Origin of the sequence: Chelatococcus asaccharovorans, assembly GCF_003201475.1 — a bacterium.
GTDB classification, from domain to species: Bacteria; Pseudomonadota; Alphaproteobacteria; order Rhizobiales; family Beijerinckiaceae; genus Chelatococcus; species Chelatococcus asaccharovorans.
This window is the reverse complement of the sequence record NZ_QJJK01000001.1, coordinates 682,992-709,195: the sequence shown is the minus strand read 5'-3', so window position 1 is coordinate 709,195 and position 26,204 is coordinate 682,992. Positions and strand designations below refer to the sequence as shown.

At 66.0% G+C, this 26,204-nt stretch carries 23 protein-coding genes; 19 read left to right on the top strand and 4 right to left on the bottom strand.

Features of this window, described 5'->3' with window-relative positions:
- Positions 1-11 precede the first annotated feature (11 nt).
- From tssM to tssJ, 4 genes are all read right to left on the bottom strand, one after another.
- Positions 12-3,479: a type VI secretion system membrane subunit TssM gene (gene tssM / locus C7450_RS03350; RefSeq protein WP_110372935.1), complete on the bottom strand. Its 3,468-nt coding sequence runs from the start codon at positions 3,477-3,479 to the stop codon at positions 12-14.
- A 13-nt stretch (positions 3,480-3,492) separates the two neighbouring features.
- On the bottom strand, positions 3,493-4,878 hold the full coding sequence (gene icmH, locus C7450_RS03345; RefSeq protein WP_110372934.1) for a type IVB secretion system protein IcmH/DotU: 1,386 nt from the start codon (positions 4,876-4,878) through the stop codon (positions 3,493-3,495).
- 6 nt (positions 4,879-4,884) lie between these two features.
- Positions 4,885-6,231 (bottom strand): type VI secretion system baseplate subunit TssK, encoded by a 1,347-nt coding sequence (gene tssK, locus C7450_RS03340; protein WP_110372933.1) that lies wholly within the window; start codon positions 6,229-6,231, stop codon positions 4,885-4,887.
- Between the two features lie 205 nt (positions 6,232-6,436).
- Positions 6,437-6,910, bottom strand: coding sequence for a type VI secretion system lipoprotein TssJ (tssJ, locus tag C7450_RS03335; protein ID WP_170147020.1), 474 nt, complete (start codon positions 6,908-6,910; stop codon positions 6,437-6,439).
- A 447-nt stretch (positions 6,911-7,357) separates the two neighbouring features.
- Here tssJ and C7450_RS03330 point away from each other — a divergent pair, with 447 nt between their 5' ends.
- The 19 genes from C7450_RS03330 (at position 7,358) to rlmH (ending at position 26,151) form a co-directional block, all read left to right on the top strand.
- On the top strand, positions 7,358-7,741 hold the full coding sequence (locus C7450_RS03330; RefSeq protein WP_110373238.1) for a PAAR domain-containing protein: 384 nt from the start codon (positions 7,358-7,360) through the stop codon (positions 7,739-7,741).
- Positions 7,742-7,805: 64 nt separating this feature from the next.
- Complete coding sequence (locus C7450_RS03325) at positions 7,806-8,015, top strand: hypothetical protein (protein ID WP_110372931.1); 210 nt, start codon at positions 7,806-7,808, stop codon at positions 8,013-8,015.
- An 8-nt stretch (positions 8,016-8,023) separates the two neighbouring features.
- Positions 8,024-9,187 (top strand): class I SAM-dependent methyltransferase, encoded by a 1,164-nt coding sequence (locus C7450_RS03320; protein ID WP_110372930.1) that lies wholly within the window; start codon positions 8,024-8,026, stop codon positions 9,185-9,187.
- Between the two features lie 198 nt (positions 9,188-9,385).
- Complete coding sequence (locus tag C7450_RS03315; RefSeq protein ID WP_110372929.1) at positions 9,386-9,853, top strand: Hcp family type VI secretion system effector; 468 nt, start codon at positions 9,386-9,388, stop codon at positions 9,851-9,853.
- 33 nt (positions 9,854-9,886) lie between these two features.
- Positions 9,887-11,716, top strand: a complete 1,830-nt coding sequence (locus C7450_RS03310; protein WP_110372928.1) for a type VI secretion system Vgr family protein — start codon at positions 9,887-9,889, stop codon at positions 11,714-11,716.
- 40 nt (positions 11,717-11,756) lie between these two features.
- Entirely contained in the window at positions 11,757-12,362 is a 606-nt protein-coding gene (locus C7450_RS03305; protein ID WP_110372927.1) for a DUF6931 family protein, read from the top strand.
- 5 nt (positions 12,363-12,367) lie between these two features.
- Positions 12,368-13,483, top strand: a complete 1,116-nt coding sequence (gene tssA, locus C7450_RS03300) for a type VI secretion system protein TssA (RefSeq protein ID WP_110372926.1) — start codon at positions 12,368-12,370, stop codon at positions 13,481-13,483.
- A gap of 168 nt (positions 13,484-13,651) precedes the next feature.
- A complete protein-coding gene (gene tssB, locus C7450_RS03295; RefSeq protein WP_110372925.1) occupies positions 13,652-14,170 on the top strand; it encodes a type VI secretion system contractile sheath small subunit in 519 nt (172 codons plus the stop codon).
- A gap of 5 nt (positions 14,171-14,175) precedes the next feature.
- Positions 14,176-15,657 (top strand): type VI secretion system contractile sheath large subunit, encoded by a 1,482-nt coding sequence (tssC, locus tag C7450_RS03290; protein WP_110372924.1) that lies wholly within the window; start codon positions 14,176-14,178, stop codon positions 15,655-15,657.
- 35 nt (positions 15,658-15,692) lie between these two features.
- Positions 15,693-17,057, top strand: coding sequence for a type VI secretion system contractile sheath large subunit (gene tssC / locus C7450_RS03285; RefSeq protein WP_170147019.1), 1,365 nt, complete (start codon positions 15,693-15,695; stop codon positions 17,055-17,057).
- Entirely contained in the window at positions 17,054-17,617 is a 564-nt protein-coding gene (locus C7450_RS03280) for a type VI secretion system baseplate subunit TssE (RefSeq protein WP_146227245.1), read from the top strand. The genes tssC (C7450_RS03285) and C7450_RS03280 overlap by 4 nt, the downstream gene beginning before the upstream one ends.
- Positions 17,610-19,421 (top strand): type VI secretion system baseplate subunit TssF, encoded by a 1,812-nt coding sequence (gene tssF / locus C7450_RS03275; protein WP_110372921.1) that lies wholly within the window; start codon positions 17,610-17,612, stop codon positions 19,419-19,421. The genes C7450_RS03280 and tssF overlap by 8 nt, the downstream gene beginning before the upstream one ends.
- Complete coding sequence (tssG, locus tag C7450_RS03270) at positions 19,418-20,422, top strand: type VI secretion system baseplate subunit TssG (RefSeq protein WP_110372920.1); 1,005 nt, start codon at positions 19,418-19,420, stop codon at positions 20,420-20,422. The genes tssF and tssG overlap by 4 nt, the downstream gene beginning before the upstream one ends.
- A 134-nt stretch (positions 20,423-20,556) precedes the next feature.
- The gene (locus tag C7450_RS03265) at positions 20,557-21,420 is read left to right on the top strand and encodes a type 1 glutamine amidotransferase (RefSeq protein ID WP_342588484.1); all 864 of its coding nucleotides are present in this window, start codon (positions 20,557-20,559) and stop codon (positions 21,418-21,420) included.
- A 353-nt stretch (positions 21,421-21,773) separates the two neighbouring features.
- Positions 21,774-23,027 (top strand): glutamate 5-kinase, encoded by a 1,254-nt coding sequence (gene proB, locus C7450_RS03260; protein WP_110372918.1) that lies wholly within the window; start codon positions 21,774-21,776, stop codon positions 23,025-23,027.
- Positions 23,028-23,100: 73 nt separating this feature from the next.
- Positions 23,101-24,450: a glutamate-5-semialdehyde dehydrogenase gene (locus C7450_RS03255; protein WP_110372917.1), complete on the top strand. Its 1,350-nt coding sequence runs from the start codon at positions 23,101-23,103 to the stop codon at positions 24,448-24,450.
- On the top strand, positions 24,447-25,094 hold the full coding sequence (locus tag C7450_RS03250; protein ID WP_110372916.1) for a nicotinate-nucleotide adenylyltransferase: 648 nt from the start codon (positions 24,447-24,449) through the stop codon (positions 25,092-25,094). The genes C7450_RS03255 and C7450_RS03250 overlap by 4 nt, the downstream gene beginning before the upstream one ends.
- Positions 25,095-25,199: 105 nt before the next feature.
- On the top strand, positions 25,200-25,667 hold the full coding sequence (rsfS, locus tag C7450_RS03245; protein WP_110372915.1) for a ribosome silencing factor: 468 nt from the start codon (positions 25,200-25,202) through the stop codon (positions 25,665-25,667).
- Positions 25,668-25,671: 4 nt separating this feature from the next.
- Positions 25,672-26,151, top strand: coding sequence for a 23S rRNA (pseudouridine(1915)-N(3))-methyltransferase RlmH (rlmH, locus tag C7450_RS03240; protein WP_110372914.1), 480 nt, complete (start codon positions 25,672-25,674; stop codon positions 26,149-26,151).
- Positions 26,152-26,204: the final 53 nt, after the last annotated feature.

The window sequence follows — 26,204 nt, the reverse complement described above, 5'->3', positions numbered from 1 at the left end:
CGGCGTCGTCATTACGGGATCTCCGGGCAGCGGAACTGCCGGAGATCCTGTAAATTGAAGGGGTTGATGATGCTCGCTGCGGTGAGCCGCAGAGACGCCGCGCGCGAGCCGAGGGCGTAGCGCAGGATGAAGCGATCGGGCGCCTTGCCGTCGGGTTTCGGTGTGCCAGCCTCGATCAGCCTCAGGAAGGCGAAGGGCCCGCGGAAAGCGAGGCTGCCGGGTTCGTTCGCGACCCAGGGGGTCACCTGGATCTGCGCCGTCAATTGTCCGTCCGGCGGTGGCCATTGCATGGGCCATAGGCGCACGGGATCGTGTCGGTAGACGAGCGTCTGGCCTCCGATGGCATAGGTCAGGGTCTCGGCGGTTGCATCAAGCCGCAGGGGTTCGAGACTGAAACGAACCGAAGGCGCGGCAGGATTGTCCGCGAAGAAGGCATCGCGTATGCGGGCCGCCCGCTGGAACTGCTCCAGCGCTGGGCGATCGATGTCGATCGCCATGCCATGTACGGGGTGGACCCGCCACGCGGGCGCAGTCGTATCGACGAAGGGCCGGATATAGGTCGCGAAGAATTTCTCCAGCCGTCCCTGTGGCCCGAAGAGGGCCGCGAAATCGTCGAGCGATGTGGCCTGGCTCGCCTGCCCATAGAAGGGGTAGCGATTGCCCGTGACAAGCCGGCAGAATGGCTCCACGTCGCGCCAGGCCGTCGTGACCCGGTCGTCCGTTGCGGCAGAGGTCATGCTCGTGGCGGCACGGGCGACCTCATTCGCGATCCGCGCCAGCGGCGGCGGGAGGCTCGCCGCGCTGTCCGCCACTTGTCCCGCGGCCGAGCCGGCCGACAGTGTGGGTGCTGCATCCGTCGGGAGATAAGCCGTCTGCGCCATCTGGCGGCCAAGGGCACCGAAGCTGTCAATGGTCTGCCGTAGCCGCGATGGGCCGTTGTCGCCGGTTGCGACGAGTTCCCTCAGCCACGCGAAGCGCGTCGTGACAGGTTCACCCGTGGCAATCGCCTTCGCCAGTGAACCCTCGGCGCGGCTGGCAGGGGGGGATGTCGTGGCGGCGGGCGGCGGCGTGAGATCCGTCTCCCGGCTCGCCGCCTGGTAAAGGCGCTCAAGCGGCGAGGCCGGCCCCGCGAGCTGCGTGAGTTGCTGGGCCGCCTGTTGCAGCGTCATGCCCTGTGCCACCGTCACGTCGTCGAGCAGCTCGTTCCAGCTATCGACATAGGCCGTGAAGTAGTCGTCCGCGATCTCCTGTTCCAGTACCTTGGCGAGGTCGGTATTGTCCGGTCCTGCCGTCAGGGGGATGACCCAGGCTTCCGTTGCGACTTGTGCCGCGACCTCCTGCAAGGCGGGCGCAACGATGGTGAGGAAGCCGGCGCGCGTGTAGAAGGCGGGAATGCCGTCGCTCAAGGGCCGGCCTGAGCGCCGTATGAGCAGCCGGCCGGCGATGGGACCGGCTGCATCGATGGGCCGCCATGCCGGCAGGTCGTCGGCGGCACGCGCCTTGGCTTGCAGGGTGGCGAGGCCGCGCAGTACGAGCGTATTGATGGAAAGCGCTCTGCGCGCGGCCGCAATACGGGCTTCGTCGAGCGGTATGCGCGGCAGCGGGCCTGCAAGAAGGGCGTGAAGATGTGTGGCGAGACGGGCCGTGGCGTCGTCGTCCAGCCCTGGCGCGACTTCGTCGCTGTGCGCCAGCAGCCAGGTCAGGGCAGCTTCGGTGCCCCCCGGGCTTTGCCCGCCGAGCGTGAGATAGGTCATCAGCCTGTCGAAAAGCGCGAGCTCCGCCTGGGGCGTGAGCCCCTGCGGGCTTTCGGTCGGTAGTTGTGCCTGAATCCCGACGAGAAGGTGGGGCAGCAGAAGATGAAGCTGGGCCCGGCGGTATGCGTCACGATGCGCATTGGCCAGGGTCTCCCGTGCATCGGACAGGGGAAGGCCTGCTCCGAGCGTGGCCACTTCGGGCACCTCCGCCGCCAGCCGATCGAGCACGGGCAGGGTGCGGCCGAGGTCGGGGAGCGGCGCGTCCGTGTCGAGGGCGCGGACGGCGCTGTCGCTGGCCGCCAACGACTGCTCGACATGGTCCAGCGTCCGGTCCGCTTCCAGGAGCCTGTCCTGCAAGACGAGGCCGAATGTGACGCTGCTCGCAAGCAGAGCCAGCGCCGCCAGTGCTGGAAGGGTTGCCCGCCACGCCGCCCGCAACGGATGATGCCGGTTGGCGAGACCCGCTTCCGGCAGGACGTCCCGATGGAGAAAGCGCCCCGCGAGCCCCGTGCCGTCAGCCCTCAGCCTTGTGGAATGGCACGGGCTGAATTGCTCGACGTCAAGCGCCAGGACACGGGCTGCGCCACGCAGAAGCCGATCGTCGGGGAGATTGGGCTGCGTTGTCGGCAATTGGACGAACTGGACCCCGCGCAGTGAGAGTGTCGGCCTGCCGGGGTCGGGGCGCAGCATCGTCACGGCGAATTGCGTGATGCGATCGGCGAGGATCGCGACCTCAGCCGGAAACTCCAGAATGCATCCAGCCTGTTCGGACTGCGGGGCGGCTCCGGCGCGCCGCGCCGCATGCCGCGCAAGGCGCCTCAGCATGTTGCGCAGGGCCTCGTGAAGCGCCTTGGCCTGTTCCTGGGCCCGCGCTTCCGTGGTGTCGGCCAGTGTTGCGCCGGTGAGATCAAGGAGGGTCATCTCGTCGAGATCGGCACAGCTCGCGTGGTAGCCGCGCAGATCGTCGATGCCGGTGACGGCGAGATAGGCGGGAATGGAAGGGCCGACGATATGCGCGGCCAGCGCGATACGATCGCGCCAGTCCTCGGCGAGGGTCGCACGACGGCCGGCCGTGCTGTCGAGAAACGCGCTCGCGCTGACTTCCAGGATCAGACCGTTGAGCGGCTGTTGTGGACGCATCCGGCGGATGAGCTTCAGCAAGGCGCGCCAGCGCATGCCGGTTTCGGTGTCGCCATCCGCCAGGACGGTATCCCCGGGCGCATCCACTGCAAGGACCAGCGCGCGCGGCCCGGACCACAGGGCGGCGAGCGGGGCCGTGCCGGCATCGTTGAGCTCTTGCCGGCCCACCGCCGCCGGCCGGAACCCCATGGCCTTGAGCAAGGGGCCCGCGGACCCCACCTGCGATGTGAGCACAACATACCAGGGGACCGAATATGCAGCTGGCCGCAGCCAGCGCCAGCGATTGCCGCGGCGGCGCAGGATATCCCTGATAGCGTGGCGCAGCACGGCGATCTCGGCGGCCGTGGCGCGCTCGGCCTCCAGCTGGCGTCTATCCGTCAAACGGCCTCGCCGCGCAACGAGCACAGCAATCACCGCGATGGCCAGCAATCCGATCAGTGCGATTGCCGCGACACGCGGCATCACCCCGGCGAAGGGCTGCATCCCGGCGATTGAGAGCGCGGGCGCGCCGAACCAGAGGGCGACAGCAAGTTCGACCGCCAGTCCGAGCACGATGATCGCGAGAAGCCAGGCTGTTTTGGTCATCGGTTTGCTCTGCTTATGGCGGAGGTGCTGAAGCCGCCTGACCTGCCGGGATGATGATCTCGACGCGGCGATTGCGGGCGCGGCCTTCGGGCGTAGCGTTGCTCGCCAGAGGCTCCCTGTCCCCACGCCCCTCCGGAGTGATGGTGACGCCGGAGGGCAGCTGCTCGCGCAGGGCAGCCGCGACCGCCTCGGCCCGACGCTTGGCCAGCACGGCATTCGAGCCGATCTGCGGTGTTCGGATCGGCTGATTGTCCGCGTGGCCGACTACGGCGATCGTTGGCGACAGGCCCTCGAGCGCCTTCGCGACGGCGCCGAGCAATTCTCTGGTTGTCGCGGAAAGCGTGGCGCTGGCACTGGCGAAGAGAGTGCGATCGATGAGCCGGACGGTGGCGATGCCCGGCCCCTCGACAACACTCACCCGGCCGTCCGCGATCTCTTGGGTCAGCATGCGCCTGAGGTGCGTGGAGGCTGCTTCGGGAATCGCGGCGGAGACTTCTTGGGGCCTGGGCGTGGTGGGACGTTGCAGCACAGGCAGCGGCGCGCCGTTCTCGGTGGCCACAAGCCAGCGTGGCATGCGGCCGGGTATCAACCGGGCGGCGTCGGAGGCGGCTGTTTCCATGCGGCTTGCAAGTGTCGCCGTCATGACTGCGCCGAGCCCCAGGATGGTCGCCGACAGGGCGATGGATAGCGCAAGCGCGGCGCGGGATATCAGCGGCGCGCGATAAGGGGCGTTTATCGGAGAAGGGCGTGCGAGCCCCTGCTGGTCTTGGGGATCCGCCGTTTCCTCAAGCATCCTGCTGAGCTTGGTGCGAATGAGGGCGAGTTGCGCCGCACCGTCGGGCAGCACGCGGAACTTGCCCTGGAACCCGAGCGCCAGACACAGGGACATCAGCGTGAGCGTGTCGGCATTCTGTCTGGGGTTGTGCTGCAGCTGCGCCATGAGGTCGAAGAAGCGCTCGCCACCGCAGGCTTCGTTGAACATGAGGCTTACCAGCGTGTTGCGCGCCCAGGCATCGCCGCTGCTCCAGGCCGCGTTGAGGGCCAGGTCGTCGAAGGTCGCGGCGAGGGCGTAGCAGGCGGCCGCGCGCGTCCCTGTGTCGAAGGTGCTATGGGTGCCGATGCGGCGGATCTCGTCGGCGAGACAATCCCGGAGGGTACCGACATCCCTGGGTGTGAAATTCGCGAAGCGACCGGCAAGCCATATCAATCGCGCGGCGCATGCGAGAATGGGGTTGCAGGCGGCAGCCGCGAGCGCCCGCGTCACTTCGGCACCGTTGTCGTCCGTCACGAAGGGCGGCGCCGTCGCCATGCTGGGCATGGGCGCTGGCGGGCACGGGCCTGCCGGCGCAAGCTGTCGCTCGGCGTCGACAGGCGTTGCGAAGGGATTGTCCATGCGCATCGCGACCTATCCCCGCACGGCCCAGACTTCGAGGACGAGAGCCGGGAACTCGCCGGTGATGTGGAGCGCCAGGCTTTCGGTGGCCACTACCTGCTTCCACAGGGGGCCGGCACGATCGCATTCGAAATAGGACGTGCCGGGGCTGAAAGGCATTTGCCGCGGCGGAGCGGCCAGGGGGCGCAATTTCACGCCCGGTAACGCCGCATTGACGAGATGCTGGATCTGGCTCTCCGCGGCGATCTTGAGCTGCGCCGGCAGCCGCTGGATCAGGGCGCTTGCCTCCATATCGGCACGCGCGGCCAGGATGATGGAGGCGTCCGAAAAGAGTGACCCGCGCGGCATATCGCTCCTGTCGATTACGGCGTGGTGAATGCCATCGCCCACGTCGACGAGCGGGATGAGGATCGCGCCGCGATCATGGGGTGTGCCGAGATAAAGGCGGATCGCGGCAAGCAGCGGCGCGAAACTGCGCGCGGGATCCTGGTGGTCATAGCGGTAGCTGTCGGCTGCCGGCAGTGACGGCGAGGCCGTTGTCGCCAATTCGCCGACAAGCCCGAGCAGGAACTGGAAGACCGCTTCCGGATGGTGGAGGCCATGCTCGCTGATGTGCCGGAGCTGCAGGCGATGCCGGTTGATGCTCTGCAGCAGCAGGAGTTCGGTCGGTCCGGCCGTGTCGAAACCCGCGCAAAGGCGCCTGACGAGCGTCTCTCCGCACTGGGCCAGAAGTCCCTCCACCTCGATGATAAGGCGGGAGAGGGCCGTCGAGGCAGCGAGCAGGAGCACCGGCGGACTATGGAGATCGTCGAGCCGCGCGCCCGTTGCGGCATCGACATCGGCGATGCGGGCGACCGGCAGCGCAAGCTCGGAGGGGGCGGCGCCCTGCCGGCCGAGGGCATAGCGCAGCCGCAACTTGCCCACATCGATCTCCGCCGCCGTACCGTCCGGGCTGTGCGTATCCGGCGTGGCCACGGCCACGGCGGTACACCGTGCGGATGTGACCGCGCCGTCCGCGGCGGTGATCTCGATTGTGCCGGGGCGGCGGACCGGAAGTGTGAGATAGACGACGGCCCCATTGGCCGCTGACGTCAGCAGCAAAGGGCTGAGGAGACCGTCGCCATCCCCCAGGGCGAAGGCCGTGCCGTCCTCGAATACCCCGGCGCAATGGCGCAGGCCGAAACGGCATGTGGAGAGCAACTCGCGGTCGATCTCCACATGAGTTAAACCCCATCCATACGGGCGCAGGACATGGCAGCGCCGCCGGACGAGCTGCTCCAGGTAGCGCGTTTCCTGCTGGAAGTGCTGCGGTCGGATGAACATTCCTTCCGACCATGAAACCTTGCTGTATTCAGACATTTATGTATATGGACTCGTATATAAACTATCCGTATCAAAAAGTGTGTGAGTAACGACCTCCCGCATGGGACTGGTCTCGGACTGCGAGATGAGGGGCGGCGAGGTTTCCGGCGCGCACCCGAAGCGGCCTCAAAGAGGATGTCTTCGCGGATCTGAGTGACGTCCGGCTTTGCCTCCTGTGCAGCATAGTCGAGATGAGCCGCCTCTATTGCACCGGCCGGACGGTGATGCCGGCGCCGTCGATGGCAATGGCAACCCGCACATCCTTGCCGGGCAACGTCTGGAGCGCGCCCCGCCATTGCAATCCGTCAAGATCGGCAAAGCCGGCGATAACGCCGAGAGCCGTCGTCTGCGGGGCCATGGTGGCGGTGACGGTTTTGCTCGCGCCTGGCGAGACGATCGTCGAATGTGTAGCTAGCAAATTTTCTCCTAATGTCTGCTTTTCCTTCGTATAAAGACTATCGAAGTCCGCCTCTTGGAAAGGCGTTAGCGAAGAGAGCTCGAATATCTCGACAACGACCGGCGAGGCGCGGCCATCACCGTCGGGGTTCACTGATAGCCCTGCAACAACAGTTGCGTGTAAAATGGCCGGGCGGGGCGGAGCCGCTGTGGCACATCCGGCCAGAATGGTGGCTAAGAGGCATGTCATCACGCACTGCTTGATCTCTTGCCCGGACATTCGGACGCCTCTGGTGCAGCCAGAAGGGCTCCCGCGAAGAATGTCCTTCCGGTAAACACCCTTTCGGGAAACATCGTTTGGGACGCGACCGATTGGCAGCCACCAAAGGGGTCCGCGCCGAGTTGGCGCGCGATGGCTCACGCACCATCGGCGCATACGGTCGAATCTTCGAGGGATGTGTGGTCCAGCATCCGCAGTCTTCCGCATGGCACGGCCAACCATAAACACTCGCGATCACGAGAATGAGTGTTTCGCATCTCATTTTGCGCATGAAACAGGACGCTCAGCGAAACGCCCTTTCAATAGAGTTGAAAGCGAGCATATTTCTTTATAGCCGGGTGTAAAGCGGAAATTAGGAAGTATATATAAGTTTGTTGGATGATATACTTATGATGCCGATGGCTGTTCGGCCGGATGTTGCGGCTCGACGAGGTGTGGAGGCCCTGGATGCCAGCTGCTGCGAGAATGGGCGATCTCGTCCGCCAAACCGCTCCCCACTGCCATGCCCCGATTCATCCGGCGGCGCCTGTGCCGACGCCCTGTGCGCATCCGGCAATGCTGCTGCCGCTCGTGAACGGCGAGCCCAGCGTCCTCATTGGCGGCCGGCCGGCCGTGCGTCTCGGCGACATGTCAGCACCCTGCGTGATGGCGGGGTGTCTGCCGGGTGGGCCGGGCGTGGTATCAGGCGCGTCATCCAGCGTGTTCATCGGCGGGTTGCCGGCCGCGCGCGTGGGGGACGAGACCCTGCATGCCGCCTGCATTGCGCCCATCCCGGCGCCGACAGGGCGCATCCAGTCACCGGGATGTCCGACGGTGCTCATCGGAGGCTGAGGCCGCGCGCGGCCCGTCATCGCAGCGAGCCGTGAAGCGGACAAGAGAGGCCAGGAGAAACGACATGACGGACGATGTGTCGGCGGTGGGGGCCCTGACACCGCGCGTGCGGATCGGCGCCGCGGGTGGCGGCCTGTTCCGCGGCAGGATGTGGTCATCCGATCCGAAACGCGCGTCGCGGAGGGCGGGCCGGCCGAATGGCGTCCACGGGCGCGGCTCCGACACGTCCGGACCGATCGCCTGCCGCCGTGCTGACCGGTTGAACGGGTCCTGACCCCTGCCATGCGGCTCGCGCATTTCGAAACCTTGTCGCCACGCTGCCCGTCTTGCCTGATGCAATGGCGGAAGGATGTCGCGGGCCCGCCGCCGGCGCCGTTGCGTTTGCTGCAAGATGGGCAGCGCGCGGACGATGATGTCCTGGCCGGGCTCATCCGCTGCCCGGAATGTGCCGCCGGCTATCCGATTATCGAAGGCCTGCCCATCCTGCTGCCGGACCCCGCCCGCTTTATGGCCGATCATCTCGTCTATGGCCTCTTGCCCCAGCGCTGGCCGAACGAACTGCAGGCCTGGTTTGGCGAAGCCTTCGCGCAGTCCGGTTGGTTCCCGGCCATGCAGCGGCATCTCTCGGTCTATGGCTGGGACCACTACGGCGGCGGCGAGGTTGCGGCGGCGCGACCTGAGGCGGGTGGAGGACCTGATGTGGGGGGAGGACCTGATGCGGGTGGAGGATCTGTTGCGAGGGGAGGACCAGATGCGGGGGGAGGACCTGGCGGCGTGCTGCGATGTCTGGCGGCTGGCCTCGCCGGTGTAGAGGCGCTGCCGGCGGGGGCGGCCCTGGATGCCGGCTGTGCGGCCGGGCGTGCGACCTTCGCCCTGGCCGCGCGTACGGAAGGGCTCGTACTTGGCATAGACATCAATATCCCCTTGCTCCGCCTGGCGCGGCAGGCGCTCACGGAGAGCGCGGTGACATATCCGCTGCGCGACATCGGTAGCCGGTTCAGGATGCAAACGGTCCCCGTGTCGTTTCCTGGCCGGGAGCGCGTGGATTTCTGGGTTGCCGATGTGCATCATCCGCCTTTCCTGCCCGCGTCCTTCGCGTTTCTGGCAGCTCTCAATCTGCTGGATTGCCTGGCGAACCCTGCTCAGGCGCTTGCGGCTCTGCGCGAGATGCTGGGTGACAGCAGTCTGGCGGTCGTAAGTCTTCCCTACGACTGGAGCGATGCTGCCACGCCCGCGGGCGAGAGCAGCGGTGCGCGCGACCGGTCCTTCGCGGCGGCGTCTGATGCGGAGGCCCTCCTGCGCCAGCATATCGCGGCGCTCGGTTGGCATATACGCCATGAGGCTTCGCACCATCCCTGGTATCTGCGTATCCATCGCCGCTCCACCATATGCTACGACAACCATGTTCTGCTGCTGGCGGGGCCGGGCCGGGTTGATCGGGGGTGATGACGGGGAAGGAATCCGTCTTCTGCTGAATTGCCGGCGGCAGTCAGTAGATATTATAAAATAGAATGTTTTTTGAGTATATCTTCGTTATATCGCATCCTGCGCGCACTCTATTGCAGTCGCAAATTTTAAGATGAATTTTGATCCATGAAATAATATCCTTCAATCTGATCTGGTTTTTACTGTGGGATCGACTGCATGACGATATATCTCAAGCACGAAAAGATAAAGGGTTCGGCGACTAATCCTGATTATAAGGATGCGCTCGATGTGGCAAGCGTCGAATGGGGCGTTGCCCGCTATGTCAGTCAGAAGGTGGGCAATACGGCCAATCGCGAGGCCGGCGAGGCCAATCTCAGCGATGTGCATATTCGTAGAAGGGTCGATGGAGGCTCGCCGGCGCTGTTCGAGCATGCAGCCAAGGTGAAGGATGCGTTTAAAATTGAATTGATATTCCTGATGTCGGGCAAGACACCCTACCTGAGGATCGAACTCCAGAACGCGATTATATCGGCATACAGCTTCACCGGGCGGGGTAATGGTGAGGATGAAGAAAGTATATCGATCTCATTCACTAAGCTGGAAATAAAATACACGACGATGGGTTCCGACAATAAGCCGGGAACGAATATAGTCGGTTCCTTCGATGTCGCCGCGGCGGCCTGAGTTCGTATCGCTGTGACCGCATCTGAGCCCTGGATGCGCATTGAAGGGCCGTCGGAGCAGGGCTTCCTCTCGCCTTACTCTTTGCGGTGCGATGAAGCCCTGTCATGTCCCTTCGATCTGCGGGTCGGGGCGCTGTCGTCCAGAGAAGTTCTCGAGCCCGAGGTTCTGCTCGGAAAGGTTATCACGGTGTTCGTGGCAAATCCTGCTGGTCAGGAGCGGATCTTTTCCGGCGTAGTGCGGGACTTTCGGCTCGGGGATCTCGCCGGTCGTGGTCAGCGTCATGTGGCGCTCACGGTCGTGCCACGTCTTGCTCTCCTGCAGCGATCCCATGACAATCGCGTCTTCCAGGACATCACGGTGATCGATGTCGTGAAGCGTATCCTCCAGAGGGATCACGGTCACGATATCGAGTGCCTTGTATCGGGAAAACAGCGCGTTCGCGGCTATATCGTCCAATATGGTGAGACAACACGCGAATTCGTGGAGCGAATCCTGGCCGAAGACGGGTTCTTCTATTACTTCCGTCACGAGCGCGGCCGGCATGTCATGGTCATCGGGGATGACAGCGCGAGCTTTCCGGATCACGCCGACGGAGACATCGAATTCAGTGCCAATGCGCCCATCGGCGGTGGCTTGACCGCGTGGCATGCAGGCTTCGCGGCGCAGCTGGGGCGCTACACGCTGGGCGGCTTCGATGAGCTGAAGCCTTCCGCGACCGTTCGCGAGACTGCGACGGCGCATCATCGGATCGAGCCGACGGCGTCGATCGAGTCCTACCATTACAGCGGTCTGCCCCTGCGGGAGGGATTGGCGGCCGAAGGCGCGAGTTGCGGTATCGAACGTGAGGAGTGCGGCTTTCGCGGCGCCCACGGCGAGAGCCTCTATGCGCGTCTCGCGCCGGGTGTGCGGTGCAGGCTCTCGCGGCATCCGGTCAGTGCGGAACGCGGCGGGACCTGGGCGGTGACGGCGGTCAGCCACGAGGCGGCGGCCGGGGATGCCTTGCCCGAGGGGGGCAGCGCATTCTATCGCAACAGCTTTCGGGCTATCCCCATCGACACGCGTTTTCGGCCGCCACTGCGCGAGCGGCCGCCGATGCCCGGACCCCAGACCGCGACGGTCGTCGGCGAAGCGGGCGAGGAAATCGTCTGTGATGCCTACGGCCGTATCAAAGTTCAGTTCCACTGGGATCGCGACGGCAAGCGCGATGAGCACAGCTCCTGCTGGATTCGTGTCATGCAACCTGTCGCTGGCAATCGATGGGGGGCCATCTTCATCCCGCGGGTTGGCCAGGAGGTCGTGGTTCAGTTTCTGGAGGGCAATCCCGATCAACCGCTGGTGACCGGCAGCGTCTACAATGGTGACAACCATCCCCCCTGGGCGTTGCCTTCGGCGAAAACGCAGTCCGGTATCGTGACGCGCACGACGCCTGGCGGGCAGTTGAGCAATGCGAATATCCTGCGCTTTGACGACAAGAAGGGCAGTGAGGAAGTGTGGATCAGGGCGGAGCGCGACAGCCGCCGCGAGACGGTCCACGACGAGACGATCACAGTTGGACATGATCAGTCGATTTGTATCGATCACGATCGCAGTTTAACCGTAAATAACGGTAGCGACAGCGTCGTCATCGCGAAAGGAAATGGCAGCGTCTCTGTTCGTGAGGGGAACTATACGTTGGACGCGGCGCGCTCGATTACATTGTCTTGTGGGGAAAGTGCCATTGAACTATCGCCGAGCGGGATAGAGATAAGGGCGGCCGCGGTCACCATTCGAGGGACGACAAATATCGATATTGACGGCGAGCTGACCAACGTGAATGGCACGTCGTTCCTCGTCCTCAAGGGGGGAATTGTGCGCATCAACTGAGATAAGTGAATATTGGATAAGTTCTGATTGAGGTAGTTCTGTGAACTTCGATCGTTTGTTCAAGATTGCAGATGTATCCCCGGCAGCTTGTGTTGAGGATGCGGGGATTGCCGGCCCGGCGCTGTCCCTGGGCCTCGATGGCGTCTGGTCGGCGCCGGCCTATCTCGCGCGGCTGATCGACGCTGTCCTGTGGCCGGATGCGATCCGCTTCCTGGCTTTCGCCCTGCCTCGGCGGGAAGGCGCCTGGTGGGCCTGTCTCTCCGCGCGCCGCGCGCTTGGCGACATGGGCCGCGACGGGAGGTTGGAATTGAACGCGATTGAGGCGGCTGAGGCCTGGGTGCGTGGGCCCTGCGAGGAGAGGCGCCGCGCCTGTCTGGCGGGCGCCGAGGCCGTGGGGTGCGAAGGCGCGGCCGGCTATGCGGCGCTTGCAGCCTATTGGACGGGTAATCTCGCACAGCCGGATGCGCCGGAGATCCCGCCTGATGCGCGGCTCGCGCCGACGGCGGTGGGGGCCGCGGTGCTGTTGGGAGCGCTCGGCCGCCATGCAGGGCCGATCGCGGAGACCTATCGGCTGGCGGTGCTGGAGGCCCTCGATATCGCCCGTGGTGGGGACGGTCGGGACCTTCCGCCGGACTCCAGGACGTGACCGGAATGACAGCCGCCGCATTGGACATCGCAACGATCGTCGCCCCTTTAGCCGGCGAAGCGCCGGCCGGCGCCGACCTGCGGGCTGATGGCGCGCTCTCGGCCAGCTATCACATGTTGCGGGATGCCCGCGCGGCGGCGCGCGCGGCGGAGCGTCGCGCGGTGTATGAGGAGGAGGACGTCGATGCGGGGCGGGTGGAAGCGACCCAGGCTTGGCGGGGCGTCGCAGCGCAGGCGGCCCAATTGCTCGGGGAGACGAGCAAGGATCTCGAGGTTGCTGCCTGGCTGAGCGAGGCCCTGCTGAGGCTGCGGGGCTTCCAGGGGCTGCGTGATGGCTTCCGCGTGATCGCGGGGCTCGTCGATAGCTTCTGGGACGATCTTCATCCGCTGCCGGACGGGGACGGCTTGCAGCGCAGGCTTTCCGCCGTTGCCGGCCTCAATGGCGAGGGGACGGAGGGAGCCATCATCGCGCCGATCCGGATGGTGCCGCTCATCCCCTCCATGGGAGGCGCTTTCACGTTATGGCACTATCAGTGCGCCGCCCGCATCGAGCGCCTGACGCCTGTCGCGGCGCGCGAGGCGGCGATGGCTGAGGCCGGCTTCAGCCTCGAGGACATCGTGTCCGCAGCGCGCGCGCTGCCCGCGAACGAACGCCATGAGATCTTCAGCGCCATCGTCGAAGCGCATGCCGCCGTGCAGGCCGCAGGTGCGGCGCTGGACCGGGCCGCCGGGGAGGCGGCGCCTTCGCTGCGGCAGATCGTGGACGTCTTGGAAGAGGCACGTGAAGCTTGTCGTTATCTCGGTCTCGCGCCGGAGGGGGGCGTGATCGCCACCGCAGACAACGCGCCGGTGGGAAGCACGCCATCGTCCGGCGACTCCTGCCGCCCGGCCGACGGAGTCTACGCAAGCCGAGAGGCCGCGCTCGCGGAAATCCTGAGCATCGCCGCCTATCTCCGGCGGATCGAGCCGCATTCACTGATTTCCTACACGTTGGAGGAGGCTGTGAGGCGCGCGCGTCTGCCGCTGATCGATCTTTTGCCGGAGCTCATTCCTGATGGACAGGCCCGCCGCCGATTCCTGATGGCCGCGGGTGTCAGGCAGGCCGACGATGACGGTGAATAGTGCATCGGACAGGAAACGTGGAGCGGGTTCCGGACCCATCCGCTGGTTGGGCAACGTGCGATAATGCGGCGTGTCCTATGTCACCGGAACGTCCACGTTTCAGGATTCGTCAAGACAAGTGCGCGCCAGGCAAGGGCGCAGAAGCCGTAATGACGTGAGGAGTTCGCAATGGCGGATGGAATTCATCAGAAACTGTCACGTGTACGCAAACCGCGCGTGCATATTACCTATGATGTCGAGATCGAGGGAGCTGTCGTTCGGAAGGAACTTCCGTTCGTCGTTGGCGTCATGGGTGATTACTCAGGCGACGCGGCGGCATCGCTGCCGCCGCTGCGCGAGCGCAAGTTCGTGCAGATCGATCGGGACAATTTCAGTGATGTCATGGCGCGGATGGCACCTGCATTGACGTTGCGCGTCGACAATACGCTGACCGGGGAAGAAGAGAGCTTTTCAGTCGATCTCGCCTTTCGCACGATGGAGGATTTCGAACCGGCCAGCATCGTCGCGCAGATCGAACCGCTGCGGCGCCTGCTCGAAGCGCGCAACCACCTGCGTGATCTCATGGGAAAGATCGACCGCTCGACGGATCTTGAGGCGCTGCTGGAGGATGTCCTGCAGAGTGAGGAGAAAATGCTGGCCCTCACGTCGGAGCTTGGCATCGATAATCCCACCGCCGGGAAGGAATAATCACAATGTCCGATGAAGAGACGAAAGTTGAAGTTCTGTCTCCTGAAATTGCCGACAGAGGCATGCTTGGGCAGATCGTCGTGGCGACGCGTCAGACGGATCCTGACCGTGCGACGGAACTGATGCGGACCTTGATGCGCGAGGCGATGCGTGGAACGGTCACTTACGATCGCAATCTGGTTCGCACCATGGGCGCGGCGATCGAGCGCATCGATCAGGAATTGTCGCGCCAGCTTGCCGCCATCACGCAGCATCCGGCCTTCCAGAAGCTGGAAGGGTCGTGGCGCGGGCTGCATCACCTCGTCATGAATTCCGAGACGGGAAGCAATCTCAAGATAAGGGTGATGAACGTCACCAAGGCCGAGCTGCACAAGGCTCTCACAACGGCCGTCGAATTCGACCAGAGTGTCGTCTTCAAGAAAGTCTACGAGGATGAATTCGGCACACCCGGCGGTGAGCCTTATGCCGTCCTGATCGGCGACTATGAATTCTCGGCGAGCCCCACGGATGTCGAGACGATGAGCGGCATGGCGCAAGTGGCCGCGGCGTCCTTCGCGCCCTTCGTCGCGGCGGCGTCCCCCGCGATGTTCGGCCTCTCGGACTATACGGAACTGTCGCGGCCGCGCGATCTCACGAAGATCTTCGATAGCCACGAACATATAAAGCTGCGGAATTTCCGTGAAAGCGACGATGCGCGCTTCGTGACGCTGACCATGCCGCGCGTTCTCGCGCGCCTGCCCTACGGCGCGAATGGCAGAAGGACCGAAGCCTTCAACTTCGACGAGGCCGCGGGTGACGCTCCCGCCAAGCCCCTGTCACATGCGCAGTTCACCTGGATGAATGCCGCCTACGTGCTCGGCACGAGGCTCACCGAGGCTTTCGCCATCCATGGCTGGTGCACGGCGATCCGCGGCGCCGAGGGCGGCGGTAAGGTCACCGCCCTGCCAAGTTATGCCTTCACCAGCGACGACGGTGACATCGACCAGCAATGCCCGACCGAGATCGGCATCACGGACAGGCGCGAGGCGGAACTTTCACGGCTCGGCTTCCTTCCTTTGTGCCACTACAAGCACACGGATTACGCGGTGTTCTTCGGCGCGCAGAGCCTGCAGAAGCCCGGGGTCTATGATCGGCCTGAAGCAACGGCGAATGCGGCGATTTCCGCGCGGCTTCCCTATGTCATGGCGATGTCGCGCTTCGCGCATTTCCTTAAGGTGATGGCGCGTGACAAGATCGGCTCGTTCGCCGAGGCAAGTGAGTGCGAAGCCTGGCTCAACCGGTGGATCATGAACTATGTCAACGGCAACGAGGCGGCGACGCAGGACATCAAGGCCAAGTATCCGCTGGCAGACGCCAAGATCTCCGTTCGCGAGATACCGGGTCAGCCAGGCAGCTATCACGCCATTGCCTGGCTGCGCCCCTGGTTGCAGATGGAGGAGCTTACGACCTCGATGCGTCTTGTGGCGCGCATTCCGCGGATCGAATGAGCGGTCGAGGGGCGCAGGAGCAGGGACGCGAAGCCATGCGCGCGCGTCTTCGCGCGGCGTTGGCCCGGCATATCGCGTGGATCGATGCGCGGCTCGGCGCACAGCTCGACGCGGTGCTGCATCATCCGCGCTTCAAGAAGCTGGAGGCGGACTGGCGCGGTCTTGCCTATCTCGTCGACCACGCCTGCTGCCATCGATCCGTCATCGTGCGGGTGCTCGCGGCTACATATGATGAGCTGGCAAAGGATGTCGGCGCTGCCTTGGAGGTCGACCAGACCCAGCTCTTTCGCCTGATTCATGCCGAGGAGTTCGACATGCCTGGCGGCCTGCCTTATGGCTTGCTGCTGGTTGATATCCCGGTGTCGCATACGCGGCGGGCGGATGGACAGGGGGATGATCTCGGCTGGCTGGCGGGGCTCGCTGCCATCGGCGCAGCGGCTTTCGCGCCGGTGATCCTGCCTGCCTCCCCCGGCCTCTTTGGCCTTTCGTCCTTCGACGAGATGTCGGCGACCGGCGATATCGAGGCCTTGCTCGCCGACAGGGATCACAGGCGTTGGCAGGCTCTGCGGCAGGCCGAAGGCGCGCGCTTTCTCGGCGTCGTCATGCCGCGCGTGCTGATGCGCGCGCCTTACCGCGACGACGGCTGCCGGCGCTACGGCTTCCGCTACAGCGAGGGGGCGCCGCGCGGCCATGATGACTATCTCTGGGGCAGCGGCATCCATGCTGTTGCCGCCCGGGTCGTTGCGGTCTTCGCCCGTCATGGATGGCTCGGCGACCTCTGCGGCATAGGGGCCGACGATGACAGGCGCGGCGTGGTCGCCGATCTGCCGGCCAGTCCCTTCGGATTGGGGTGCGGCGACAGCGATGGCATCGGCTTCGAGCGGCGCGCGGTGGAGGTCAACCTGCCCGAGGATCTCACCCATCGTCTGGCCGACTGCGGTTTCATCGCTCTCACGCCCTGCGCCTATCGCCCATGGCTCGCCCTGTTCGATTGCCCCTCGCTCGGGAATGGGGCCGCCCAAGGGCGTTCCGTCAGGGCAGCGGACCGGATCGCCGGCATGCTGCCGCATATCCTGAGCCTCTGTCGCTTCGCCCATTACATCAAGGTCATCGCGCGCGACCGCATCGGCAGCTTCACGGACATCGGCCGCTTCGAGGATGTCCTGAGCGGATGGCTGAAATCCTATTGCATCGGCAATCTCGATGCGAGCCCGGCGCAGAAGGTTCGCTACCCCCTGCGGGATGCCCGCTTGCGGATCCGCGAGGTTCCCGGTCGCCCCGGCGCTCTGGCCTGTCTTATTCATCTCGTCCCGCACATCGAGCCGCGGCAGGCTGTCGTCGGGTTCGATCTCTATACGGAGTTCGAGGGGCGCGTGGACAACCGGACGCGGCCGATATGAAGGACACGTGGCGTCGGAACGGCCCCCGGCATCAGATGGCCGGCGGGCATGAGGCGAAGACCCGGGATGAGGCGGGGACCCGGCCTCGATCCGGCGGGACAGGGCGTTTCGCCGCCGCTCTCAAGGAGCGGCTGGCGTCTGATGGCGTCGTTCATGTGGATTTCCCGCGCCTGCGCGACCGCCTGCGCGCGGATATCGAAATGGCGCTGAACGCGCGGCGGCCGGCTGTACCGTTGCCGCCTGCTCTGCCCGAGCTGCAGCGATCCCTGCTGGCGTTCGGGCTTGCGGATTCGTCCGGCGGTCCGGGCCTTGACGCTGCCGACAGCGAAGGCTTCCGCCGGCAGGTCGAGCTGTGTCTGCCCACCCTCCTGCCGCAACTCATGTCGGTCTGCGTCGAGGTCGCCGACACCGACAACAGGGGAGACGAGAGCGACATCTGCATCCGGCTGCGGATCAGTGCGGTCATCAGCGTTGCGCAAGGGCCGCAGGCGCTGACGTTCGACACGCGCTACAGCGTCGACACCGGACGGTTCGAGGTTGAGGGCGCCGGCGATGACTGACGATTTCCTGCGCGCCTACAACGACGAACTCGCTCATCTCCGCCAGGCGGGGCGGCGCTTTGCCGCCGCGCATCCGGACGTTGCGGGCCGCCTGCACTTCAGCACAGAGGGGGTGGACGATCCCTTCGTGGGCCATCTCACGGAAGCCTTCGCCTTCCTTACGGCCCGGCTGCGGCAGAAGCTCGACGACGACCTGCCGGAACTCACGGATCCCTTCCTGGAGCAGCTCTATCCTCATCTCATGGCGCCGGTACCGTCCACCGCCATCCTGCAGTTCACGCCCAGGCCGGATCTGACGGCGTCCTACCATCTTCCGGCCGGGGCGATGGTCGAGACCGAACCGGTCGACGGGCATCGATGCCGCTTCCGGACGGTCTATCCCGTCGCCCTTTGGCCCCAGACCCTCGTTTCGGCCGAACTTGGGGGCGGCGCGCCAGCGGCTGGAGCCGGAGCGCCGGTGCATGGCGCCCGTGGGATGCTGAAGCTTACGTTTGCGCCGCTGGCGAATGGCGCCGCGCCGGCGCCCTGGCCACACCGCTTGCGGCTCTACCTGCGCGGCGCACCGCTGGAGGCGAGGCGTGTCTATGCGCTTCTCGGCCAGGATGTCACGGCGGTTGGCTTTCGTCCTTGCGGTGCGAGCCCGCCCGCTGGGGAGCGGGTCCATCTGGGCGAGGCGGATTGCCTTGCGCCGGCAGGGCTCGCGGTGGATGAAGGGCTCTTGCCCTATGGCGGGCAATCCCTGCTCGGCTACCGGCTCCTGGGCGAGCTTTTCGCCTGTCCCGACAAGTTCATGTTCCTCGACATCGCCTTTCCGCCGGCGCTCGCCGGGCAGATGCCAGAGCCCGGCAAGGCCGGGATCGAGATATCCATCCACCTCAAGCAGTGGCCGGCAGCTCTCGAACGCCAGATTTCCACGGAGAGCTTCGCCTTGGGCTGCACGCCGGTGATCAACCTGTTTCCCCACAGTGCCGAGCCCCTGCGCATCGCCCATGGCATGGGAGAATATCGCGTCGAGCCGGATGCGCGACGCCCGGAGGCCTTCGAGATGTACCGTGTGGACACGGTCGAGGTGATACGCCGCGATGGCAGCGTCGCGCCTTGCACGCCGTTCTTCGCGGCAGCCGCGGGGCGGGGGCCCTGCTGGCAGGCGCGCCGGCGGGACAATCCTCTCGGCGATGCCGGCGAAATGGCCCTGATCCTCACCGATGGCGAGGGCGGGCCGCTCGATCTCGTGGGATCGACGCTCGCCATCTCCGGCCTTTGCAGCAATGGCGACCTGCCGGCGCGTCTGCCCTTCGGCGGCCGGCGGCCTGTCTTCACGCTGGCGGCCGAGGCACCGGTGGAGGCGGTCACCTGCATGACGCCGCCGGCACCGGTGCTGCGCCGCCGCGATGCCGCGGGGAGCCACCGCCGTCTCATGTCGCATCTCGTGCTGAATCACCTGTCCTTGGCGGGCGGGGAGGAGGCACTCACCGCCCTCAAGGATATTCTCGCGCTGCACGATCTACGCGGCACCGCGGAAAGCCGGGCCGCGATCGACAGCTTGCGCGGCCTGACTGCTCGGCCGGCCGTGGCCCGCCCGCCGGGGAGCCACGGCGCGCTGTGCCGCGGCATCGATCTTGTCGCGACATGCGATGCCGGCCGTCTCGACAGCGGTGAAGGCTTCCTGCTCGCCACCGTCCTGGAACGCTTCTTTGCGCTCTATTGCGGGATCAATGCCTTCACGCGGCTCTCGCTGGCCCGTGAGGGCGGCGAGATCGTCAAGACCTGGCCGGCCCGGGCCGGCGACCGGATCATCCTGTGAACCGCACCGTCGTCGCAGCGCTCGACGCCATCGGGCTTGACGCGTTCTCCTTCGTCGAGGCCATGCGTTTTATCGAAGCCATGCGTTTTATCGAGGCCGCCGGGCCGTCGGGGCGCCGCGCCCGCCGCGTGTTCCTGAAGGGCAGCACCGGTCTGGCATTTCCCGCCGCGGAGGTAGAGCGGATTGAGGAAACGCCGGACGGTGATATCGCCATGACGGTCGCCGTCATGGGGCTGACCGGTGCGCTCGGGGCGCTGCCGATGGCGCATACGGAAGCTCTCCAGCGGCTCATCCGCGCCAAGGACTTCGGCCTTCGCGATTTTCTCGATATCTTCAACGGTCGCCTGCTCGATCTCCTCTACGAGGTGCACGCCAAATACCGGCTGCCGATCGCCTTTGGCCGCAGACGGGGCGCGGCGCCGGATGCCATCACCGAGGCGATGCTGGCTTTGATCGGGCTCGGCCAGCCGGGCCTGCGGGGGCGCCTTGGCTGGGATGACGAGCGCCTGCTCCCCTTCGCGGCGGTGCTGGCCCGCCCGTGCCGCGCGGCGGGCGATGTCGCGGGGGTGATGATGGCGGTCACCGGCTGGCCGGTCCGCATCGAGCCCTTCCATGGCGAATGGGTCGATCTGCCGGCCGAGGAGCAAAGCCGCCTCGGGGCGGGACGCGGAGGGCACGGCCGCCTTGGCATCGATACGATCGCGGGGGCGCGGATCTTCGATCTTGCCGGCGGCGTCCGGGTGGATGTCGGCCCGCTGCGCTACACGGATTTCATGGCCCTGGCCAGCGGCGGCGATACGGCCGGCGCTCTGACGGCGCTCGCCCGTTTCGCGCTCGGGCCGGAGTTCGCCATCACGCTCAGGCTCATATTGCGGCGCGATGACGTGCCGGCCTTTGAGCTTAAGGCAGGCGCCGGGCGGGGACGCCGGCTGGGCTTGGACAGCTGGCTCGGACGCCCTGATGGCGATCCGGCCGTGACACGGCGCTGCCGAAATGTGTAAACGGCGCCTCTATGCGGGAATAATGGGGCCCCGAGCCCCTTTCACCATTTTCGTCGGCCTTTGAATTGCCCATATGTAGGGCGTTATCGATTACTGCGAAGGTGTCCGAATTGTCTGATCGAGGAATGTCCAGCATGCGGCCGCGCATACTTGTTGCCGAGGGCAATACGGCGGAGGCGCGTCAGCGCCGGGTTTCGCTGGCCGGCGCCACCTATAGCGAATCATACGCCGACGTGCTGCACCGGCTGGCGCCGCATGCCGTCATCGATATCTGCTACCTCGCCGATGCGGGCGCCAACCTGCCGGACGCCGCCGGACTGGAAGGTTACGACGGCGTCGCCATCACCGGCTCGTCGCTCAACGTTTATTCCGCCGAGCCGGAAGTGACGCGGCAGGTCGACTTCGCGCGGGCTGTCTTCGCGTCGGGCGTTCCCTTCTTCGGCTCCTGCTGGGGGCTGCAGGTCGCGGCCACGGCCGCAGGCGGCAGCGTGCGCCGTTCGCCCAAGGGGCGCGAGATGGGGCTCGCCCGCAAGATCCATGTCACGGAAGCGGGGCGCAACCACCCGCTGCATCAGGGCAAGGCGCCCGTTTTCGATGCGCCGGCGATCCACACCGACGAGGTCGATGTGCGGCCCGCGGGCATGATCGTGACGGCGACCAACGCCTTTTCCGAGGTGCAGGCGGCCGAAATCCGTCATGACGGCGGCACCTTCTGGGGCGTGCAGTATCACCCGGAATTCACGATCACCGACATCGCCATCATCGTCGCGAGCCGCGCCGAGACGCTGCTCGATGAAGGGCTGTTCCGCGATGCCGCCGACATTCGGGCCTATGTGGCCGATATCGAGGCGCTGGCCGCGGATCCCACGCGTGCCGATATCGCCTGGAAGTTCGGCATCGACGCGGATGTCATCGATCCCGGCCTGCGGACGCGCGAATTGCGCAACTGGTTGGAAGCCATGGTGGCCCCCGCGATGAGCGCGCGGGGACGGGCCTGAGCTTTGCCGGTCATTCCGGGACGCGCGAAGCGCGGGCCCGGAACCTATGAACACCGTCGGGCCTCCATGAGTTCGGGCCTCCATGAGTTCGCGTGGTGTTCATGGATCCCCTTCCCGGCGCTGCGCGCCGCCGGGGATGACAAGAAAGCACCGACGCTTACGCAGCTTGTCATCCCCGGCGGGCTGCTTTGCAGCCCGGGAAGGGGATCCACGGAATTCGTGGATCAACGAAGGGATGGCGGGCAATTCCTGTGGTGTCACCGCCGCAGCCGCGGTCGGCCCCGCCGATTCCCATCCGCACACCATTGTGCAGGGCGGGCAGGTTGATCTATTGCGATGGCCGAGGTCCGAACATGACAACCATCGCCACCCCGTCTCTTGCCGATTTCCGCCGCGTCGTCATCAAGGTGGGGTCGTCGCTCCTGGTCGACAGCGCCACATCCCGGACGGGCAGTCGCCTGCGCCATGCCTGGCTTGCAGCGCTTGCCGAGGACATTGCCGAGCTGCACGGCCGCGGGACCGACGTGCTCGTGGTGTCATCCGGTGCCATTGCGCTCGGCCGCACCGTGCTCGGCCTGCCAAGCGGCCAGCTGAAGCTGGAGGAGAGCCAGGCGGCTGCCGCCGTCGGCCAGATCGCGCTGGCGCGGAACTGGGCCGAGGCCCTCTCCCATCACGGCATCACGGCAGGGCAGGTGCTGGTGACGCTGGCCGATACGGAAGAGCGCCGCCGCTATCTCAATGCCCGCGCGACGACCGCGAAGCTCCTCGAGATGCGGGCCGTGCCCGTCATCAACGAGAACGACACCGTCGCCACCAGCGAGATTCGCTACGGCGACAACGACCGCCTGGCGGCGCGCATCGCCACCCTGGCGGAGGCCGATCTCCTCATTCTCCTGTCGGACATCGATGGGCTCTATACGGCGCCGCCGGCGACCGATCCGACGGCGCGCCCCATTCCGGTCGTCGAGGCGATCACCGCCGGCATCGAAGCCATGGCGGGCGGGGCGGCCTCCGAGTTCTCGCGTGGTGGCATGCGCACCAAGATCGAGGCCGGCAAGATCGCCACCGCGGCCGGCGCCCACATGGTCATTGCCGACGGTCGCGTAAAAAATCCCCTGAAGGCGATTGCCGATGGCGCCCGCTGCACCTGGTTCCTCACGCCGTCCAACCCGGTCACGGCGCGCAAGCGCTGGATCGCCGGCACGCTGGAGCCGCGCGGCACGGTCCATGTGGACGCCGGCGCCGCCCGGGCCTTGCGCGGTGGCGCGAGCCTGCTCCCTGCGGGCATGACGCGCGTCGACGGTGCCTTTCGCCGTGGCGATGCGGTCATTCTCCGGGATGAGGCTGGCCGCGAGATCGGCCGTGGCCTCATCGGCTACGACGCCGAGGAGGCGCAGCGCATCGCGGGCAAGTCGAGCCGCGCCATCGCGGCAGTGCTGGGCTATGGTGGCCGCGCGACGGTCATCCATCGGGACGATCTGGTGCTCGTCGGTCGCGACGATGCGGATATGGCGGGCGGTGCGACGGGTCCGGCCGCGCAGGATCTGCGCGATCCAATTGGGCTTGACCCAAATGGGCTTGACCCAAGCCCGCAATCCCTTACCTAACAAGGTCAAGGTTCGGTAAGGGCGCGCGACGCGACAGGGCGAGGGGCGGCTCGTCGATGGTGGAGGCAAGGCGATGGGCAAGGTGGTGAGCTTCGGCGAGGCAGGCAATGCGGCGCGGCATGCCGGCTTGCCGCCAGCCAGCGCCGCATCCGAAACCCCCACCGTCGATGTGCCGCAACTGATGGCCGACATGGGCCGGCGGGCCAAGGCCGCCGCGCGCGTGCTGGCCCTGGCGCCTGCCGCGACCAAGGCCGCTGCGCTGGAGCGGGCGGCCGATGCCATTCTTGCGGCAGCGCCTGCCATACTCGCCGCGAATGCCGACGATATTGCCGAGGCGCGGGCCAACGGGCAGGCGGCTTCCTTCATTGAACGGTTGGAATTGAACGAGGCCCGCGTGGCCGGCATGGCGGATGCGGTCCGGCTCGTGGCCGGGCTTCCGGATCCCGTCGGCCGCGTGCTGGCCAGTTTCGAGCGGCCGAACGGGCTCAGGATCGAGCGCGTGGCGACGCCGCTTGGCGTGGTCGGCGTGATCTTCGAGAGCCGCCCCAATGTCACCGCCGATGCGGCCGCGCTCTGTGTGATGGCTGGCAATGCCGTGATCCTGCGTTCCGGCTCGGACGGCCTGCGGTCTGCCACGGCCATCGCCACCGCTTTTGCCAAGGGCTTGAGCGAGGCCGGTCTTCCGGCCGATAGCGCGCAGCTCGTGCCGGTGCGCGACCGTGCGGCGGTCGGTGCGATGCTGACGGGGCTCGATGGCGCCATCGATGTCATCGTGCCGCGCGGTGGCAGGAGCCTCGTGGCGCGCGTGCAGGAGGAAGCCCGCGTGCCCGTCTTCGCCCATCTCGAAGGGCTGTGCCATGTCTTCGTGCATGGCGCGGCCGACCTCGGCATGGCGCGCGACATCGTGCTCAACGCCAAGATGCGCCGTACCAGCGTCTGCGGGTCCGCGGAGACGCTGCTCGTCGACAAGGCCTGTGCCGCCACCCATCTCTCCCCGCTGATCGCCGCGCTGGCGGACGCCGGCTGCGAGATCCGTGGGGATGCGGCGGCTCAGGCCGCCGACCCGCGCGTGAAGGCGGCAAGCGAGGAAGACTGGCGGACGGAGTATCTCGACGCCATCATCGCGGTGCGCGTGGTCGACGGGCTCGACGGTGCGCTCGCACATATCGGTGCCTATAGCTCGCATCACACCGATGCGATCGTCACGGCCGATGACGCGGCGGCAGAGCGTTTCCTGCGCGAGGTCGATTCGGCCATCGTGCTCCACAATGCCTCCACCCAGTTCGCCGACGGGGGCGAGTTCGGCTTCGGCGCCGAGATCGGCATCGCCACCGGCCGCATGCATGCGCGGGGACCGGTTGGCGTGGAGCAACTCACCTCATTCAATTATCGCGTACACGGCAGCGGTCAGACACGGCCTTGAACGACAGTCAGTCGCGCCGGCGGGCGCCTTTCCCCGTCCTGCCGCCGCACGGCCCGGGTCTTGCGATCGGGCTGTTCGGCGGCTCGTTCAATCCGCCGCATGAAGGACACCGGCTGGCAAGCCTCGCCGCCATGAAACGCCTGGGGCTCGACCGGGTCTGGTGGATCGTGACACCCGGCAATCCCCTGAAGGACAACGCGCGCCTGCCGCAGCTGGCGGCGCGGCTGGCTGTGGCAAAGGCCGTGGCCGATCATCCGCGCATCGATATCACCGGCTTCGAGGCGGCTATCGGGACGCGTTTTACCTATGACACGCTGGCCTATCTCAGGCGGCGCTGCCCGCGCACCCGATTCGTCTGGATCATGGGGGCAGACAATCTTGCCACCTTCCATCGCTGGCAGAACTGGCGGGGGATAGCCGCGCTCATGCCGATCGCCATCATCGATCGCCCGGGAGCGACGATCAGGGCTGCGCGCGCGCCGGCGGCGGTTGCCTTGCACCATGCACGGGTGCCCGAGCGATACGCGGCGGCTTTGCCGGAAGCCACTCTTCCCGCATGGATTTTCCTGCATGGGCCGCGGTCCGCGCAATCCTCGACGGCCCTGCGGGCGCGGGCGAGAGGATCCTCAGGGGCCGTTGGCTGAAGATACGCGTGCCATGGTCATTGAAGATAAGGCCAACCACGGCTATCTTGGTGTTGTGGCGATTGCGCCACGTGAAGCGAGGAACTGGCACTGAATCCTTTGCCCATGCTTGGAGCGAACAATGGGTCGCTCCATCCGGCAGCCGGAGTTACAGCCGAGGCTCCCGGGAATGGTTATGGCGGCGACGCAACGGCGATCGCTGTTCATTGTCTCGAGGACATGAAAGCCGAGGAAACGGTCGTTATCGATCTTGTCGGCAAGACCTCGATCGCTGATACCATGATCGTCACCTCCGGTCGTTCGCATCGCCATGTCGGTGCGATCGCGGAGAAGGTTGTCGAAGCCCTCAAGGCGGCGGGCTATGGTCCCGTGCGTGTTGAGGGCATGACGACCTGCGATTGGGTGTTGATCGACGCCGGCGACATCATCGTCCATATATTCCGGCCGGAAGTCCGGGGCTTCTACAATCTCGAAAAGATGTGGGGCGCGGACAGACCGAACGAGCGCGCGGCGCCGGACGCCGCGCGGGACGATCACGAGCAGGCTTCCGTCAGTAAACGGGCGCACGGCTGAAACCATGCGCTTGACGGTGATGGCGGTCGGCCGCCTGAAGGCGGGGCCGGAACGCATCCTCGTTGAGCGCTATCTGGAACGGTCCGCGCCGCTGGCGCGGACGCTGGGTTTCGGCACGGTCGACGTGGTGGAATTGCCCGAGAGCCGCGCCAAGCGCGCGGCGGAGCGCAAGGCCGAAGAAGCGGCGGCGATTGTCGCGCGCTGCGACAATGGCATTGTTCTGGCCTTTGACGAGACGGGCGCGTCCATGCCGAGCCCCGTTTTCGCGGAGCGTTGCGCATCCTGGCGCGACAAGGGCGTGGACAGCATTAATTTCGTCATCGGGGGAGCTGACGGGCTCGATGCGCGCGTGCATGCACGGGCCGACGGCCTGATGGCCTTTGGCGCAGCCACCCTGCCTCACCAACTCGTGCGCATCCTGGTCGCCGAGCAGATCTATCGCGCTATGACAATCCTAACGGGTCACCCCTATCATCGGGTATGATCGATTCGCATGGCCGCGCGGTCTCCTTCTCGAAGCTACAGATCTTATGACGC